The organism is Pseudomonas beijingensis, assembly GCF_030687295.1.
Lineage (GTDB): Bacteria > Pseudomonadota > Gammaproteobacteria > Pseudomonadales > Pseudomonadaceae > Aquipseudomonas > Aquipseudomonas beijingensis.
The window spans coordinates 3,817,617-3,833,889 of record NZ_CP117425.1 but is presented as its reverse complement, the minus strand read 5'-3'; the positions used below and the strand labels follow the sequence as shown (position 1 = coordinate 3,833,889).

Here is a 16,273-nt window from a genome sequence, read left to right as displayed (position 1 = left end):
CGAACGGATGTCATGAAAATTTCATGTGGCTGTGTTGTACGGTTGATACGCAAAAAATCAGCAACGACTTACGTCGTTGCTGATTCATACTTCGTGTTGCTCAGGCGTGGCGTTACAGCGGACGACCGATGCCATTGCAAACGTTGGTGTTGCCGATGCTTTGAGCGCTGGTACTGGTCAGGAAGCTGCCACGAATGGCGTTTTTCCAGGTCGTTGGCAGCGGCACGAAGCGGTTGGCAGTGATGGCGGCATCGTTGTTGTTGGCAGCGACTGCACCGTAGTGGCGGGTGAAGAAATCACGCACCTGAGTGCTTTGGGCGGCGTTGGCGTAGCACTGGCTGAAGATCACGTTGGTGAAGCCCAGGATCGGATAGCCGCTGGTTGGGTAAGCCACGACACTTGGATCGTTAGGGTTGGTGGTAGCGGCGAACACCGGCACCCAGGCGTTCGGGTTGGCGCGGTTGGCGGCAGTAGGTACCGGAACAAGAGCGATAGCGGCCGATACGTTGGCTGGAGCTGGGGATACACCGCCAACACGAGCAACCTTGGTGGCGTCGTCCAGACCGGCCAGGGTGGTAGCGGCGTAATCCGGGCTCATATAAGTGATGCGACCTTGGGCAGCGTTCAACGCGTTCATCACAGCCTGGCTACCAGTGGCGGAAACGGCGCCAGCTGGCAGGCCGCCGCTGTAGCTGGAAGCGAAGTTGGTGGTGATCTCGAAGGTGCCGGTTTCAGCGCACTTCGCCTTCAGGAAGCGGGTGAAAAGCTCGGTGGTGCCGCTGCTTTCTGCACGGTAAACCACGGTGATCGTGCCGGTACGGCCCGAACCGGTGATCTGGCTCCAGTCGGTCAGGCGGCCGGAGAACACGCCACACAACTCGTTGACGCTCAGGTTAACGTTGGCAGTGCCGGTCTTGTTGAAAGGAATGGCAACCGAAGTGGCGACCGAAGGCACTTGGATCAATGGACCCCAGGCGGCGTGGTTGGTGGAGTAGCTGGTCAATTCAGCCGGAGTGAGCTTCGAATCGCTGCCCGCCCCAGTGCACGTTCTTGCTGGTGTCACCAGGTACGAAACGGGTGTAATCGTTGTTCAGGAAAGCGGCCTTGCCAGCACCGCTGCCTACGCCGATGTAGGGGGCGAAACCGGCAGTCAGTACACCGGAAGTCTGGTACAGCGGCTGAGGCAAGGTAGCACCACCGCCATTGACATCAGCCATGGCGGCCTGAGCGGCGCAGAGGCCGGCGAGGGTCAGGGATACCGCGAGAACGTTGCGCTTAAACATGAAGAATCTCCTTTCATCGTCGTGTTCGTACGTAGGTTGGGTGACGCATGCTTGCCGTCATGGCGCTCGGTCCTGTGCCGATGGCGATGAGGTGAGGCCATGGGTTAGAAATTCGCAGCTTCCGGTGACAGATAAAGGAAAAAACCTCGGGAGCTGAGGGCTGTTTTTCGAGTTTTTTCCTCGGGTGTTCGAGCGCTCTGGGTTGAGGGTCCGTGCTGGTTTTGCGGGGATACGACAAGGGTTGTCAGGGAAGCCGACGGCAGGCGGTCGTGCGGCGCGCAAACATGACAGAACGAGGAACCCGAGTTTGGCGCGGACGGGGCTCGGGAGGTGTTGTGGCAGTGCAAAAATATTCGCAGCTTTTGTGGCGAGGGAGCTTGCTCCCGCTGGGTTGCGAAGCGACCCCAAACAGGTTGATTGCGATCTGCCCGATGTACTGGGGTGTCAGGTTTTGGGGCTGCTGCGCAGCCCAGCGGGAGCAAGCTCCCTCGCCACAGGGGCTGTGCTTGCCGCAAGAGTGGTGGTAACCAGAAAATGCTCGGTTTACTGGACCAACTGATTGATCTCGATGATCGGCAGCAGCACGGCCATGACGATCACCAGCACCACGCCCCCCATGACCACGATCATTAGCGGCTCAAGCAACGCGGTCATGCCCATGGCGCGGCGTTCGATGTCGCGGGACAGGGTTTGCGCGGCGCGTTCGAGCATCGGCGGCAGGCAGCCGGTTTTCTCGCCGCTGGCGATCAGGTTGGATCAGCACCGGCGGGAAGACTTTTTCAACCCGCAGCGCCGCCGCCAGGTTGACCCCTTCCCGGACTTTGGCCGTGGCCTCGCTGACGCTCAGGCTCAGGCGGTCGTTGGACAGCGTCTGGCGCGCCGCCTCAAGGGCCCGCAGCAACGGCACCCCGGCGCCGCCGAGGATCGCCAGGGTCGCAAAGCGCGCGGTGTTGAGGCCCAGAACGAAACGGCCGATCAGCGGCAGGCGCAGCACCCGCGCATGCCAGTTCAAGCGCGCCGCCGGGTTGCGCAAATACATCCGCCAACCCCAGAACCCACCAGCCAGCACGCCAAAACACAACCAGCCCCAGGCGCGGATGAAGTCACTGGCGGTGAGCATCGCCACGGTCAGCCCGGGCAGGTCTTGCCGGGCCTGGGAGAACGCGCTGACCACCTGCGGTACCACGTAGCTGAGGAGGAAAATCACAATGGCGACCGACACCAGTCCCACCACCCCGGGATAGATGAACGCCGTGAGAATCTTGCCCCGCAGGTTGTTACGTTCCTCGATGTAGTCCGCCAGCCGCTCCATCACCTGGGCCAAGTCGCCGGACTCTTCACCGGCGGCAATCAACGCCCGATAGATTTCCGGAAAGTCCCGGGGCCGTGCCGCCAGGGCTTCGGCCAGGCGCATGCCGCTGCGCACATCGGCGCGCACTGCGCTGAGGGTCTGGGCGATGTGCTTGCGCTCGGCCTGCTCCACCGTGGCGCTCAACGCGGCTTCCAGCGGCAGGCTGGCGCCCAGCAGGCTCGCCAGTTGCCGGGTGGCCCAGGCCAGGTCGTTGTCCGAGAGCTTGGCGCTGAACAAGCCACCGCCGTTGGCCGATGTCGTGTTGCGCTCGATCTGCACCTGCAATGCCGTCAGCCCGCGACTGCGCAACAGGTTGAAGGCGGCACCCTGGCTGTCGGCTTCCAGGTGCCCGATCTCGATCTTGCCGGTGGCGTCGGCCGCTTCAAAACGGTAGCGATTCATCAGGCGTCCCGTGTCACGCGCAGGATTTCTTCAGGGGCCGTGGTGCCACTGCGCACCCAGCGCTCGCCATCCTCGCGCATGCTGAACATCCCCGCCTGACGGGCGGCGACGCGCAGTGCCTGCTCCCCTGCCCCTTGGTGGATGAGCGTGCGGATGTCATCGTCGATGCAGAACAGTTCATGGATACCGGTGCGGCCGCTGTAGCCGGTCTGGTTGCAGGTCGGGCAACCCACCGGGCGCCAGGTGCCGGGCGTGGCCGGATCAGGTTGCTTGCAATGCGGGCACAGCCTGCGCACCAGACGCTGGGCGAGCACGCCGAGCATCGACGAGGCCAGCAGGAACGGCTCGACGCCCATGTCGATCAGACGGTTGATGGCCGACACCGCGTCGTTGGTGTGCAGCGTGGCCAACACCAAGTGACCGGTAAGGGACGCCTGCACGGCGATTTGTGCGGTCTCCAGGTCGCGGATTTCACCGATCATGATGATGTCCGGGTCCTGACGCAGAATCGCCCGCAAGGCCAGGGCGAAGGTCATGTCGATCTTGGCGTTGACCTGGATCTGGCTGATGCCCGGCAAGTCGTATTCCACCGGATCTTCGACAGTGAGAATGTTGTGCACACTAGCGTCCAGCCGGGCCAGGGCGGCGTAGAGGCTGGTGGTCTTGCCACTGCCGGTGGGGCCGGTGACCAGCACGATGCCGTGGGGCTGACGGATCAGGTGATCGAGCTTGCCCAGCACGTCCGGGTCCATCCCCAACGTTTCCAGTTGCAGGCGTCCGGCTTGCTTGTCCAGCAACCGCATCACCACCCGTTCGCCATGGCCGGTGGGCACCGTCGAGACGCGGATATCGATGGGCCGGCCGGCCACGCGCAAGGCGATGCGCCCGTCCTGGGGCAGGCGTTTTTCGGCGATGTCGAGTTGGGCCATGATCTTGATCCGCGACACCAGCGCGCCGTGCAGGGCCTTGCGTGGCGAAACCACGTCGCGCAGGGTCCCGTCGACCCGGTAGCGCACCACCGAATGGCTTTCGTAGGGCTCGATGTGAATGTCGCTGGCCTCGTCCCGGGCGGCCTGGGTCAGCAAGGCGTTGATCATGCGGATCACCGGCGCGCCGTCCTGGGTGTCCAGCAGGTCGGTGATCTCGGGGATGTCCTGCATCAACCGGTCGAGGTCCACCTCGTTTTCCGCCGCGCCCACCACGGCGGCGGCGCTGCCGGTGTCGGCGTAGGCCGTGTTGAGCAACCCGTCGAGTTCCTCGTCACGCACCCGCTCCAGGCGTACCTCGCCGAACTGGCGGCGCACTTCACTGATGGACCAGCCCGGCGTGGAGGGACACACCATCAACACCGTGCCTTCGTCGGACTGGCGCAGCACCAGGCGTTGGGCCTTGGCCCAGGCGTATGGGAGGGTGTTCATGCCGGCACCTCAGGTCCAAGAAACACACATGTCCCCTGTGGGAGCGAGCTTGCTCGCGATAGCGGTGGGTCAGTTGCAATGATGTTGAGCGAACTGCCGTCATCGCGAGCAAGCTCGCTCCCACAGTGTCTTGGGGTGACCTCAGTATTGTGCATACCGCGAACTCCCATAGGTTGGGTGTTCATCAGCGAGCGCCTCCTTCGACCGGCACTGCCTTGATCGCCGCCCTGGGCGTTTGCAGGCTCACGGGCGCCGCCCCCGGAATTGCCCGGGCCGAGGCTGGCAGTTGCGGGGCTTGCATGTCCGGCATCGCCCAGCTGCGATCCGGTTGCAGCAGGCCTTGGGCGCGGCGCATGAAGTCGTAGCGGTTGAGGGTGATGCCGCGTCCCGCCGCCGTGTCGCGGATGATGTAGGGCCGCAGGAACACCATCAGGTTGGTCTTGGAGATCTGTCGCCGCTCGTTGCGAAACAGCGCCCCAATTCCAGGGATCGTCGACAACCACGGCACCGCGTCGTTGCTCTGGCTGTAGCCATCCTGCAGCAGCCCGCCAAGGACCATGATCTGCCCGTCGTCCAACAGGATGCTGGTGTCGATGGCGCGTTTGTTGGTGACGATCCCCGTGGTGCTCGAAGCGCGATTGTCGACGCTGCTGACTTCCTGATAGATATCGAGCTTGACCGTCCCCCCTTCGGAAATCTGCGGCCGGACATTGAGCTTCAAGCCCACCTCCTCGCGGGTCACGGTCTGGAACGGGTTGTTGCTGGTGCCACCGCCGCCGGTGACGTAGCTGCCGCTGACGAAGGGAATGGTCTGGCCGACAAAAATGCTCGCCGCTTCGTTGTCCAGGGTCAGCAGGTTCGGCGTTGACAACACATTGGTGCCGCCCTTGCTCTTCAACGCCCGGGCCAGGACCTTGAGGTCGAGGATCTTGCCAATGCCGGGAATGTCCACGGTGCCGTTGACCACGCCCAGGTTCAGGCCTTGGGGCAGCACGTCGATGCTGGTCTTGCCATTGAGATTGAGCCCGCTGCCACCGAGGTTGACCCCACCGATTACACCGCTGCCGCCCAGGTTGCCGCTCTGCCATTGCACGCCGAACTCGCTGGCGTCGTCCTCGCCGACCTCGACGATCAAGCTCTCGATCACCACTTGGGCGCGACGCTGGTCCAGCAAGTCGATGACTTCCCGCAGGTTGCGGTACAGCGGGTCCGGCGCGGAGATCAGCAAGGTGTTGGTGGTGGCGTCGGCCTGGATGGTCACACCGCCGGCACTGAACGCGGTGTTCTGTTCGTTTTTCGTCGAAGCGGAGGTGGTCCCGTTGCTGCCCTGGGCGTAGCCGTTGCTGGTGGTCGACGCACTGCCGCTGGTGGTGCTGCTGCCATCGCCACTGCTGCCCTGCCCGCTCTGGCCATTGGTGCTGCCACCCATGCCACTGAGTACCGAGCGCGAGGTGTCGTTGCCCTCGCCTTCGCTTTCCCCGGTGAGCAAGCCGCGCAGGGCCTGGGCCAGTTTGCCGGCCTGGGCATTGCGCAGGTATACCACGTGCAGGTTGCTCGGGTTGTTCTGGGCGTTGTCGAGCTTGTAGATCAGGTTGCGCGCCAGCTCCGTGCGCTCGGGGCTGCCGGCGCGGATGATGATGGAATTGGAGCGCGGGTCGCCGATCACGTTGATTTTCTGGGTCTGGTCGCCGCCCTGGGTTTCCAGCAGGTCGGAAACCATCTGCGCGATGTCGACAGCGATGCCGTTGTGGATCGGCACCACATCGGTGTCGATGGCGCTGGGGGTGTCGATGCCTTCGATGAGCTGCGCCACCCGTGACAGGTTCTCGGCGTAATCGGTGACGACAATGGTGTTGTTGCCCGGGTAGGCGTTGATCGGATTGTTTGGCGAAACGATCGGGCGCAGCACCGGGATCAGGTTCACCGCGTTTTCGTATTGCAGGCGGAAGGTGCGTGTCAGCATGCCGTTGCCGGCCGGTTTGTCGGCGCTGTAGATCGGCCCTCCCAGCAGCTTGGCATCGGCCTCCGGCACCACCTGGGCCACGCCGCCTACGTCCACCACGCTGAAGCCTTGCATGCGCAGGGCGGCCAGCAACATGTCGTAGGCCTGGTGAGCCGGGACCTGGCCTTCGGAAACCAGCGTCAGGTTGCCCTTGACCCGCGGGTCCACCAGGAATTGTTGGCCGGTGGAACGGGACAAGGCCCGCACCACCGCCTGGATATCCGCCTCGACGAAATTCAGCGTCACCGGTTGATCCCCCAGGGGCGTGCGCGCCGGCACATTGCTGCGGGGTTCTCGGGCACGGGCGGTGAGGTCGACCTGATGCCGCACCGCGGGCTTGCGTTCACGCAGGTCCTGGGCCCGCTGGCGATCGAGCAATGCATCGCCGCTACGCTGGGTACTTCCCAACGGAACACCCAGCTCGCTGTCCACCAGCAACGGCGGCTGCGACGCGGGCGGCGTGCTGTTGCAGGCACTCAACGCCAGCAACAACAGCGGCGCGGCCTTGCGCCAATGACGTGGGTATCGGGCCCCTTTCATGAAGCTTCCTTAGCGCTTTGCGCCTGATCCATGCGAACGGTTCCGGACAGTGTGCCGGCGCTGTTGTCGAGGTTGTCGTGATTATCGGGATTGGCAAGGGCGGTGCGCTGCAAACGGGCCTCGATCACTTCCAGGGAGAACTGCCGTGGGTTGCCCAGCAGCCAGCTGATCACTGCCTCCGCCGGGGCCTGGTCGAACGTGAGCTGCCAGGCATCGGGGAACTCGGTGCCGGGTGCTTGCAATTGGTAGTGCTGGCTCAAGCCGCTGGCGTCCAGGCTCTGGCGCAGGGCGGCTTCGAGGGGCTGGTCTTGGGCTGGCCCGGCGACGTCACGCAACAGCACTTCAAGGGCTTCGGTTTGCGACCGTAGCTTCGGGGTTTCCGCTTGCCAGTAGGCGATGGTCTTGAGCGGTGGCTCAATCAACGCGAGCCAGACCAGACAGCCGCCCAACACCAACGCAGCCAGGGCCACAGCAGCTTGCTCGCGCACGGCAAGCCCCTGCCAGAACGTGCGCAAACGCGTACGAAAAGTTTGCCAACGGACCCATGCCAGGGACAGGGAGTGCTTATTCATCGTCGGCGTCCGGGGTTTCGTCGGAGGAATCCTGGGTACCCTGGCCGGCCGGGGCCACCCGCAGGCGCCAGCCCTGGTCGATGGCGGCGACGTCGATGCCGGCCTGGGCCAGGGGGATTTTCCAATCCTCTTCGGCGGTGGTTTTCTGCGCCTCGGCCACGACACTCAGGCGCAATTCACCGTTCTCGAACACCAATGCCTGGACATTGCCGCTCATGAACGGCATGGCGCTGCCCGCTTGCTGCACCAGGCTGGCAAAGCGTTGGGCCGGGTCGGTCGCCGCACCGCTCTGGCGCGCCGCGATCTGCTGGCGTGCCTGTTGCAGCGGGTTGAGGATCACCGGCAACTCGGGAAACGCCTGTTTCACCCGCTGGCTCATCTGCGCCTTGAGCCGTTGGCCCTGGGCCGCTTCGCGGGCGGCGTAGAGGTTCAGCCCGACCACCCACACCGCCAGCGCTACCGCGCAGATCGCCGCCGCCCGGCCCCAGCCACCGCGTGCGACGGCGTTGCGTGAAAGGCCGGCATGCAAGCCCCAGCCCGGCGCCGGGCCAGTCCAGCGTTGGCTTTCAGCCAAGGTATTGATCGAAGGTTGCGGCGCAGCCTCGCCGACCCAGTGCAACCCGGCGCCCGTTTCCAGCAGCCACTCGTCCAGCGCCTCCTCCTGCAACGGTTGCACCACGGCGCGCTGCAGGCCATGACGCACCAGCAGATGGTCGTCCTCGATACAGGCCACCGGCCCCGACAGCACCGGCAAGGCGTAGGCCGCCGGATAGAGGCCGCGCAGCTTCATGCCGGCCTGGTGCACAAGCCGCCCGAGATTGGCGAGGGATTCACGGTCCAGCCAGGCGATCTGCACCTGCCCATCAACGTCGCGCGGGCTGTGGGCCACCTGCATGTGTTCGCTGGCACCGAGCATCAGGGCCTGGGCCGCGCACGTCACCGCCGCGGTGATCTTGGCCGCCGGTAATAGCGGCAACTCCAGGCGAGTCAACAGGCTGTCGCGGGGATGAAGGAAACACTCCACCGAAAGGTTTTTGCCGCCCTGGCCCAACGCCCGGAGGCTGCTAAGGCCTTGCTCGCGAACCTGGCCCTGGCGATCCAGCCAAGCAAACGCCACCACACTGTCGAGGTCCAGGCTGCCCAGCGGCACCAGGGCAATGCGCAAGCGCGTCATACGCCCACCCTTGACCAGATCACCTGGGGCAAACGGTCCTCGGTGCGTTGCAGCAATGCGTCCAGTTCGACCCGCCGCTGACCGCTGCGCGCCTGGCCCCGCAGGCGGAACCAGTCACTGGTGATGCCGACCTTGACGCTGGCGGTCTCCAGCTCCGGCATGCGCAGGCGATTGACGAAATCCCCGCGGTTGATAAACCAGTGGCCGCCGTCGCGCTCCCTGACCAGGGCCTCGGCCCGTTGCAGCGACAGCCCCGGCACGTAGGCGGCCAGCACCGGGGCACTGGCGGTATTGCCATTGATCCAGGTGTTGGCCGGCAGGATCGTCACGTACGGCGTCAGTGTGTCCAGTAACCGCGTGGTGACGCCCTTGACGCTGCGCAGGTCTTGCAAGGTACGCAGCATCGGGCGCGTCGGGGCCAGCGGCGTGTTGTCGGCCTCTGGCGAGGTTTCGCGGCCGCTGTTGAAGGTATTGGCCTTTGGCGCCTGATCCAGCCGCTGCGGATTCAACAGGCGCGGATAGGCCTCGACCACCCCTTTCGACGATGCGCGTGCGGACCGTCGCAGCCACGCCACTGCTGGCACAGGCGTTCGAAGGCGCGCACTTGTTCCTCGTCCACGCGCTCATTGACGACAAGGTTGCGCAGGTTGAACTTGCCTTGCTCATCTTCCAACTGGCCTTCGAACGGCGTGTCGACCTGGCCTGCGCCCGGCATCACGATGGGTTTCGCCCAGGGTTGGCCGAAGCGCGTCAGTGGATCGCGCTGGCGGGCGTCCCAGAGCAACTGGCGACTCAGTTGCAAACCACCCTGCAACCGCGCCGTGCCTTGGACGCGCAACTGCTCGGCCTCCAGACTGCGGGTGAACAGGGTCTGGCGGGTCAGCATGCCGCCGGCGATAACCGCCACCACGGCGGCGATCAGCAAGGCACTGATCACCGCCATGCCGCGCTGCTTCGCCGCGAGGGGCGAATCCGTTCGCATCACGGCCCTTACAACTGCCAGGAGCCAATGTCGGCATTCACGCCGTCGCCATCAGGCTGGCCGTCGGCCCCCAGGGAAAAGATATCGACTTCGCCGTTGGCACCGGGGTTGAGGTAGTTGTAGGGGCGGCCCCATGGGTCGTTGGGCAGGCGCTCGAGGTAGGAGCGCCAGGTGCCGTTTTTCGCGTCGGCCGGTTTCTCCACCAGCACCTTGAGGCCCTGGTTCATGCTCGGGTAACTGCCGTGATCCAGGCGGTACAGCTTCAAGGCTTGCATCAGGCCGCCAATGTCCTGTTTCGCCGCCGTTGCCCGCGCCTGGTCGGGACGGTCGAGGACCTTGGGCACCACCATCGCCGCCAGGATGCCGAGGATCACTACCACGACCATGATTTCGATCAGGGTGAAACCCAACTGCCCGCGAGGGCCTTGGGAGCGGGCGTTGTAACGGGCGATCTGCATCTCGACGGTCCTTCGCTGGATTCGATTCGAGGCGCAGTGTTGCAAGAAAATATGTCAGTGATATTGAAATTGCTCAGGAGCTTGCGTCGTCAATCGGTCACGAACGTCGGCTAGCGTTGCAGGTTGTCCTCGCCCTCGAGCCCGCGCCATGCCACGCCCTGCTCCGCAAGCCGGCTTCACCCTGATCGAAGTGCTGGTGGCCCTGGCGATCATCGCCGTGGCCATGTCGGCCGCCGTGCGCGTGGCCGCGGTGATGACCCAGAGCAACGGCCTGTTGCGGGACAAATCCATCGCGCTGCTGGCCGCCCGCAGCCAACTGGCGCAGTTGCGTCTGGAAGGCCGTTTTGCCCAGGGTTCGAAAGTGTTCGAGTGCGACCAGGGGCGCTTGCTGCTGCGCTGCGAACAGACCCTGCGCCCGGTGGAAAACGGTCGACTGCTGCGGGTTGAACTGAGCGTGTCGGACCGCAGTCGCGAAGCACCGCCGTTGGCTCGGTTGGAGACGTTGGTCAGCCGGGAGAAACCTTGAGCGTTGTGGGCTAACACATCCTTTGTGGCGAGAGGTTTATCTGTGGGAGCAAGGCTTGCCCGCGATACAGGCGCCTCATTTCCTCGGAGACTGCGTCGTCTTCATCGCGGGCAAGCCTTGCTCCCACAGGGGAGGCAAACTCACTGAATCCGGCAACCGGGCCAGGACCAGTCGGGTCTGCTCCTTGCCCCGCTCGATGACCACCGCCTGCGCCTCGATCGCCACCAGCCGCACCCCTTGGGCCACGCGCTCACCCACCAGGAAACTGCGCGGCGGTCCGTCGTTGAGGCTGAGGATCGCCACGGCGGCGTGGGTGCCGGCCATCACCCCGCTGACCTTGATGTCCACCGGTGCCGGCTGGTTGGAGAACCATTGCAACGCCGGGTTATCGGAACGCTCGGCCATGCGTTGCGGGGCGACGTCCGGCGTGCGGGACTCGGCCGAGGTGAGCAGCAGCGAAGACCAGGTCGCCACCCCGGCCAACGCCGCCAACAAGCCCACGGCCTGGACGATTTGCGCCGGGGACACACGCTCGATGAACGCCATGGCCTGAATCTCCTTTTTTTGATTCCAGCTTGCAGCGTACGCGTCAATTCTCTCCGTTTTATTTCACATCCTTATCATCTTCACCGTGCAGAGTGACCTTTACGCAAAGGAGCGCGCATGAACCTCGGCAAGCAACGCGGTTTTACCCTGATCGAATTGATGGTGGTGCTGGTGATCATCGGCATCGCCAGTGCCGCCGTGAGCCTGAGCATCAAGCCGGACCCGTTGAAGTTGCTGCGCCAGGATGGCGAACGGCTGGTGCAGCTGTTGCAACTGGCCCAGACCGAAGCGCGCACCGACGGGCGGCCGATTACCTGGCGATGGGACGCCAAGGGCTTTGGCTTCAGTCGCCGCACGGACCGGGGCACCGGGGTTGATCGCTTCGAGGACGACCCGCAACTGCGTCGACGGCGCTGGCAGAGTCCGTCGATGGAGGTGCGCGTGGAACCCAGGCAGCGGGTCGTGCTGAATGCCGAGTGGATCGGCGAGCCCTTGCAGATCCGCTTGTCGGACGGCCAGAACAGTCTCACGGTGCAACGCAGTGCCGCCGGGCGAGTGCAGCTCCAATGAGCGCCCGGCAGACGGGCTTCACCTTGCTGGAAGTGATGGTGGCGATCCTGCTGATGGCGGTGGTCAGTCTGATCGCCTGGCGCGGGCTGGACAGCGTGACCCGTGCCGACAGCCATTTGCAGGCCAGTACCGAACAGACCGAAGCGCTGCTGCGGGTCTTGAACCAACTGGAGCGCGACGTCGCCCTGCGCGCCAGCATCGAGCTGAGCGAACCGGTCAAACCCGGCGTCGACGACCCGCCCTCGACCGCCCCGCCCGCCCTCACCGTGCGCAGCACCGAAGGCCGGGGCTTTCGCCTGGATGTGATCCGCGTGGCGGCGGCCCAGGAAGGCGAGCTGCAACGGGTGCGTTGGTGGCTCAAGGGCGACACGCTTTACCGCGCCCAAGGCCAGGCCCGCAACCGCTACCCCCTACCCGCACCCGGCCCGGGCGTGGCCGTGCTCAGTGACGTCAGCGACGCCGGCCTGCGGTACTGGGACACGGAGAAAGGCTGGCGCAAACTCAGCGGCAACCGCCAGGAAAACCCGACGGGCATCGAGATCAGCCTGAGCCGCCAGACACCCCAAGGCGTCGAGAAATATCAGCAAGTATTAGGGCCACTGGAATAAGCCGAACAACACTGTCCCCTGTGGGAGCGAGCTTGCTCGCGATAGCGGTGGGTCTGTTGAAGAGGATGTCGAATGTGCCGGCCCCATCGCGAGCAAGCTCGCTCCCACAGGGTTATGGAGTGAACCGAAGACTTGAGCCAAGCACTGGTTCCTTGTGGGAGCGGGCTTGCTCGCGAAAGCGGCATGACAGTCGACATGGATGTCGAGCCTACAGGCCTCTTCGCGAGCAAGCCCGTTCCCACAGGGTTATTGGGTGGCCTCAGGTTTTGGGCCCGGCATAAGTCCCTTGTGGGAACGAGCTTGCTCGCGATGAGGCCCGCCCAGACGCCGCTGGCCTCAGCTCAGTACCACCACCCCACCCGGCAATTCGGTGCATTTGGCGCCGTAGGCATCACGGATCAACAGCGCCACGCCCGCCAACTGGTCGAGGCGAAACCGTGCGTGGACCTTGCGCTGGCCCAGCTCGCGGTTGAGCAGCAACAACATGCCGGGACGGTAGCGGTTGATTTCGTCGATGACGCTGGCCAGGGACGCGTCGTTGAACACCAGGACCTGCTCACGCCAGGCAATGGCCGCCGACACATCGGCACGCTTGGGAGCGCCCACCTGGTGAGGGTCGTAAGTCAGCTGCATACCCGGTTCCAGGCGAAACCGCTGGCCTTGCACCTCGACCTGCACCACGCCCTCCAGGCAGGTCGCGCAGACGCTCTGGTCGGTGTAGCGGATGTTGAAGCGTGCCCGGGCGGCGCTGATCCAACCGGCGCCGGCCTGGACGCTGACCACCTGGGCACTACGCCCCTGCACTTCAATTTCGCCACTGAGCAATTCCAACCCTTGCCCGCCATCGGCCAGCGCGTGGCGGCTGAGACGGGTCTGGGTATTGAGCTCCAGGCTGACGCCCTCGGCCCATTCCACTCGGCGCTGTTCGCCGACATCGGTGATGTAGTCGGCCCCCAACCCGGAAACACCGCCGGGCACCGTGGCGCGGATCAACAGGAAAGCCGCCGATGCGGCGATGGCGCCACCCAACAACGCCCGACGGCCGAAATGCCGGGGCGCCTGCAACGCCGCGGCGGCGGGTTGCAGCCCCTGCCACAGCACCTTGGCCTGTTCAAAGGCCTGCGCATGTTCGGGGCTTTGCCCGCACCACAAGCGCAAGGCCCGGGCATCGGCCACGGTGGCGCGCCCCGAGGTCAGCAGGATCAGCCAATCTCGGGGCCTCGCTGGCCAATCGGGCCTGGGGCGTGGCGTCAGGGGAAGCGATGCTGAAGATGTTCAAGCGCACACACACTCATGAAAGGGTCGGGTCTCTACTCTCAAGACGGTTTTCCCGCGCCGGGACCGAACCGCTGAATGACTTTTCTTTCCAGGCGCAGGGCACAATGCCCCAGCGCCGCCTTGATTTCCTTCTCCACCATGCGGGTGGAAATACCGAAGCGCTGGGAGATTTCCAGATGCGGCGCTTCTTCCAGGCGGGCGGCGATGAAAATCCTGCGACGGCGCGCCGGCAGTTCGTACAAGGCCTTGAGCAAGGTCTGCAACTCCTTCTGCCCACCCACCACCCGCGCCGGGTCCAGCGCTTCATCCGAGACCTGCAGCAATTCCTCGATTTCATCGCCCGTAAGCAAGCGTGCATCGGCCTGCCGACGATCGGCGGCGATGTTCAGGGCCATGCGATACAGATAAGCATTGGGCTGGGCGATGTCCGGCGTGTCGACCATGCGATCGACCCGCAGGTAGGTTTCATGCAGCACGTCGTTGGCCAGTTCCTCGGAGCCCAGGCGTCTGCGCAGGCGCACCCTGAAATCCTCATAGGAGGTGAGAAACAACTTCACCAACGGGCTGCGACCGATGTCTTTCATCGCCCGGACACCCCTTCCCCTGTCATGCATTCCATGCTTCTTCCTGATGAGTCGGGTAACAAAAGCAGGGTCACCGGCTGGCGCAACGAACTGGGCGCGGGGCGGTCGATCCTGAGGTTTTGCAAACTGTTGACCAAGGCCTTGTCCCGCATCAGGTCGCCCGTGGAACTGACCAGGCGGCTGTGCTGGACCACGCCGTCCCGGCCGATCCACACTTGCAGCACCGCCCGAAAACTGCCCGGGCGGGTCAACGGTGAACGACATAAATTGCGCTGGATGACCGTCTGGATGGCTGCCGCGTAGTTGCTGTCACTCATGCCCGGAGTGACACCGGCAGGCAGCGGAACCTCGCGGACCCGAACCGCCTGCAACGTGAACGCATCCGCCCGGGCATAATGCGCCGCCAGCCCGGTGCCGCTGAGCAACACCCGCAACCCGTCGGAGGGGGTGAACCGCCCCTGCACGCCCAGCGTTTGGCGCTGGCTCGACAACTGATGGTCCACCAGCACCGCCATGCCCGTAGCGCGACTGAACTGCTCTAGCGCCGTGGTCAGTTCCTGGGGCGCGATGTCCAGGTCCACCAGGCCAACCGCCTGGATCGGCCCGGCCAGCAGACACAGCAACACCATCAGCCACCCCAAGGGCACGCTGGTCAATCCACGTCCGCGTTCGCCCCCGGCTCTGCCCTGCTGCACAACTGACGTATCCGTTGAAAATCGTCATCCTGAGGGGTGTTTATGAATGTCGTATGACAACTGATACAAATCCTCCAGGCCGCACTAGACTGATGCCCTGACAACGCACCGTCCGCTGCCGCGGGCCAGGAGGTCGGAGATGAAACAGTGGATGAACATGATCGCAGGCCTCGGGCTGTGCATGGCCCTGCCCTGGGCCCAGGGCGAAGAAGCCCCGGCCTGTATCGAGGTGACTGTCGGTGGCTACAAGACCCCCGACTACAACTGCCTCAGCCGGCAGATGGGTAACGACCCGCAGGCCGCGAAGGCGGCGCAACAGGCCCAAGAGGCCATGAACGTGCCGGTCAATGAACGCGCACCGAACAGCATCGGCCTGGCAACCCCGGCGGCCACGGGGGTGCGCATGGGTAATACGTTTGGCACCTCGGTCAAGCCGCAAAGGCCGCCGGCTCCGGCTAACAACTCACCCCTGACAAAGTAACGACACTGCTTTTTGTGGCGAGGGGATTTATCCCCGTTGGGGAGCGAAGCGGCCCCAAAGCATACAACTCAATCCTTCTGAAACACCGAGATACAGGCGTTTAGGGCTGCTACGCAGCCCAACGGGGATAAATCCCCTCGCCACAAAAGCAGCTCGCCACAGGAACACACTTAGGAGCTTGCTCCAGACAATCACCCCCCCGGACTCTGGCGAAAACTCACCGCCAGCCGGTTCCAGCTGTTGATGGTGCTGATCGCCAGGGTCAGGTCCACCAGTTCCTCCTCGCTGAAGCAGGCCCGGGCCTGGGCATAGACGTCATCGGGGACCTGGCTCTGCGCCAACAGCGTCACCGCCTCGGTCCAGGCCAGGGCGGCGCGTTCGCGAGCCGTGAAGAAACCACTGTCGCGCCATACCGCCACCGCGTAGAGCCGCCGCTCGGTCTCGCCCTGGCGGCGTGCCTCCACCGAATGCATGTCGGTGCAGAAGGCACAGCCATTGAGTTGCGAGGCGCGGATCTTGATCAGGTGCAGCAGCGCCGGTTCGATACTCAGGCGACTGGTCAGGGCTTCCAGGCCGATCATGGCGCGCATCGCCCCGGGGGATGCGGTGTAGTAATCCAGACGCGGGCTCATGGCGGGCTCCGTGGCATTCGAGAACTTCACGGTAGGCCCTGGGACTGGGCAATGACAGGTCCAATTCGTCGAAAAAACCGGGGACAAGTCCAATGAACGGGATTTTCTCCACGCAACTTCTACGCAGTCGCACAATGCGGGTAATCTTGCGCCTTTGATGCTGGCCGCCAA

At 64.4% G+C, this 16,273-nt stretch carries 13 protein-coding genes and 4 pseudogenes; 4 read left to right on the top strand and 13 right to left on the bottom strand.

What is annotated here, in order from left to right; genetic code table 11:
- Window positions 1–112: 112 nt before the first annotated feature.
- The 8 genes and pseudogenes from PSH84_RS17355 to gspG form a co-directional block, all read right to left on the bottom strand.
- Window positions 113–1,283, bottom strand: a pseudogene (locus tag PSH84_RS17355) (substrate-binding domain-containing protein).
- A gap of 543 nt (window positions 1,284–1,826) precedes the next feature.
- A pseudogene (gene gspF, locus PSH84_RS17350) lies at window positions 1,827–3,036 on the bottom strand (type II secretion system inner membrane protein GspF).
- A complete protein-coding gene (gspE, locus tag PSH84_RS17345) occupies window positions 3,036–4,454 on the bottom strand; it encodes a type II secretion system ATPase GspE (RefSeq protein ID WP_305481433.1) in 1,419 nt (472 codons plus the stop codon). Before gspE ends, gspF begins: the two are co-directional and overlap by 1 nt.
- Window positions 4,455–4,638: 184 nt before the next feature.
- A complete protein-coding gene (gene gspD / locus PSH84_RS17340) occupies window positions 4,639–6,996 on the bottom strand; it encodes a type II secretion system secretin GspD (RefSeq protein WP_305481432.1) in 2,358 nt (785 codons plus the stop codon).
- A complete protein-coding gene (locus PSH84_RS17335; RefSeq protein WP_305470724.1) occupies window positions 6,993–7,568 on the bottom strand; it encodes a type II secretion system protein M in 576 nt (191 codons plus the stop codon). The genes gspD and PSH84_RS17335 overlap by 4 nt, the downstream gene beginning before the upstream one ends.
- Complete coding sequence (gene gspL / locus PSH84_RS17330) at window positions 7,561–8,742, bottom strand: type II secretion system protein GspL (protein ID WP_305470722.1); 1,182 nt, start codon at window positions 8,740–8,742, stop codon at window positions 7,561–7,563. The genes PSH84_RS17335 and gspL overlap by 8 nt, the downstream gene beginning before the upstream one ends.
- Window positions 8,739–9,724: pseudogene (gene gspK, locus PSH84_RS17325) on the bottom strand (type II secretion system minor pseudopilin GspK). The gene gspL and the pseudogene gspK overlap by 4 nt, the downstream one beginning before the upstream one ends.
- 8 nt (window positions 9,725–9,732) lie before the next feature.
- Window positions 9,733–10,182: a type II secretion system major pseudopilin GspG gene (gene gspG / locus PSH84_RS17320; protein WP_122566419.1), complete on the bottom strand. Its 450-nt coding sequence runs from the start codon at window positions 10,180–10,182 to the stop codon at window positions 9,733–9,735.
- Window positions 10,183–10,330: 148 nt separating this feature from the next.
- Between gspG and gspI the strand changes: the two genes are divergently transcribed.
- Complete coding sequence (gene gspI, locus PSH84_RS17315; protein WP_122566418.1) at window positions 10,331–10,708, top strand: type II secretion system minor pseudopilin GspI; 378 nt, start codon at window positions 10,331–10,333, stop codon at window positions 10,706–10,708.
- A gap of 75 nt (window positions 10,709–10,783) precedes the next feature.
- Here gspI and PSH84_RS17310 read toward each other — a convergent pair whose 3' ends face one another.
- The gene (locus tag PSH84_RS17310) at window positions 10,784–11,254 is read right to left on the bottom strand and encodes a type II secretion system protein N (protein WP_122566417.1); all 471 of its coding nucleotides are present in this window, start codon (window positions 11,252–11,254) and stop codon (window positions 10,784–10,786) included.
- A 117-nt stretch (window positions 11,255–11,371) separates the two neighbouring features.
- Between PSH84_RS17310 and gspH the strand changes: the two genes are divergently transcribed.
- Window positions 11,372–11,824 carry a type II secretion system minor pseudopilin GspH gene (gspH, locus tag PSH84_RS17305; RefSeq protein WP_305470718.1) on the top strand — a complete coding sequence of 151 codons (453 nt, stop codon included), beginning with the start codon at window positions 11,372–11,374 and terminating at the stop codon, window positions 11,822–11,824.
- Window positions 11,821–12,432 carry a PulJ/GspJ family protein gene (locus PSH84_RS17300; RefSeq protein WP_305470716.1) on the top strand — a complete coding sequence of 204 codons (612 nt, stop codon included), beginning with the start codon at window positions 11,821–11,823 and terminating at the stop codon, window positions 12,430–12,432. Before gspH ends, PSH84_RS17300 begins: the two co-directional genes overlap by 4 nt.
- A 336-nt stretch (window positions 12,433–12,768) precedes the next feature.
- Here the strand turns inward: PSH84_RS17300 and PSH84_RS17295 are convergent.
- From PSH84_RS17295 to PSH84_RS17285, 3 genes and pseudogenes are all read right to left on the bottom strand, one after another.
- A pseudogene (locus PSH84_RS17295) lies at window positions 12,769–13,711 on the bottom strand (FecR family protein).
- Window positions 13,712–13,748: 37 nt separating this feature from the next.
- A complete protein-coding gene (locus tag PSH84_RS17290; RefSeq protein ID WP_060742015.1) occupies window positions 13,749–14,294 on the bottom strand; it encodes a sigma-70 family RNA polymerase sigma factor in 546 nt (181 codons plus the stop codon).
- On the bottom strand, window positions 14,291–14,923 hold the full coding sequence (locus tag PSH84_RS17285; protein WP_305483178.1) for a secretin and TonB N-terminal domain-containing protein: 633 nt from the start codon (window positions 14,921–14,923) through the stop codon (window positions 14,291–14,293). The genes PSH84_RS17290 and PSH84_RS17285 overlap by 4 nt, the downstream gene beginning before the upstream one ends.
- Window positions 14,924–15,128: 205 nt before the next feature.
- Here PSH84_RS17285 and PSH84_RS17280 point away from each other — a divergent pair, with 205 nt between their 5' ends.
- Window positions 15,129–15,470: a hypothetical protein gene (locus PSH84_RS17280; RefSeq protein ID WP_122566415.1), complete on the top strand. Its 342-nt coding sequence runs from the start codon at window positions 15,129–15,131 to the stop codon at window positions 15,468–15,470.
- 191 nt (window positions 15,471–15,661) lie between these two features.
- On the opposite strand, the gene PSH84_RS17275 is transcribed toward PSH84_RS17280, so the two are convergent.
- The gene (locus PSH84_RS17275) at window positions 15,662–16,102 is read right to left on the bottom strand and encodes a carboxymuconolactone decarboxylase family protein (RefSeq protein ID WP_122566414.1); all 441 of its coding nucleotides are present in this window, start codon (window positions 16,100–16,102) and stop codon (window positions 15,662–15,664) included.
- Window positions 16,103–16,273 lie beyond the last annotated feature (171 nt).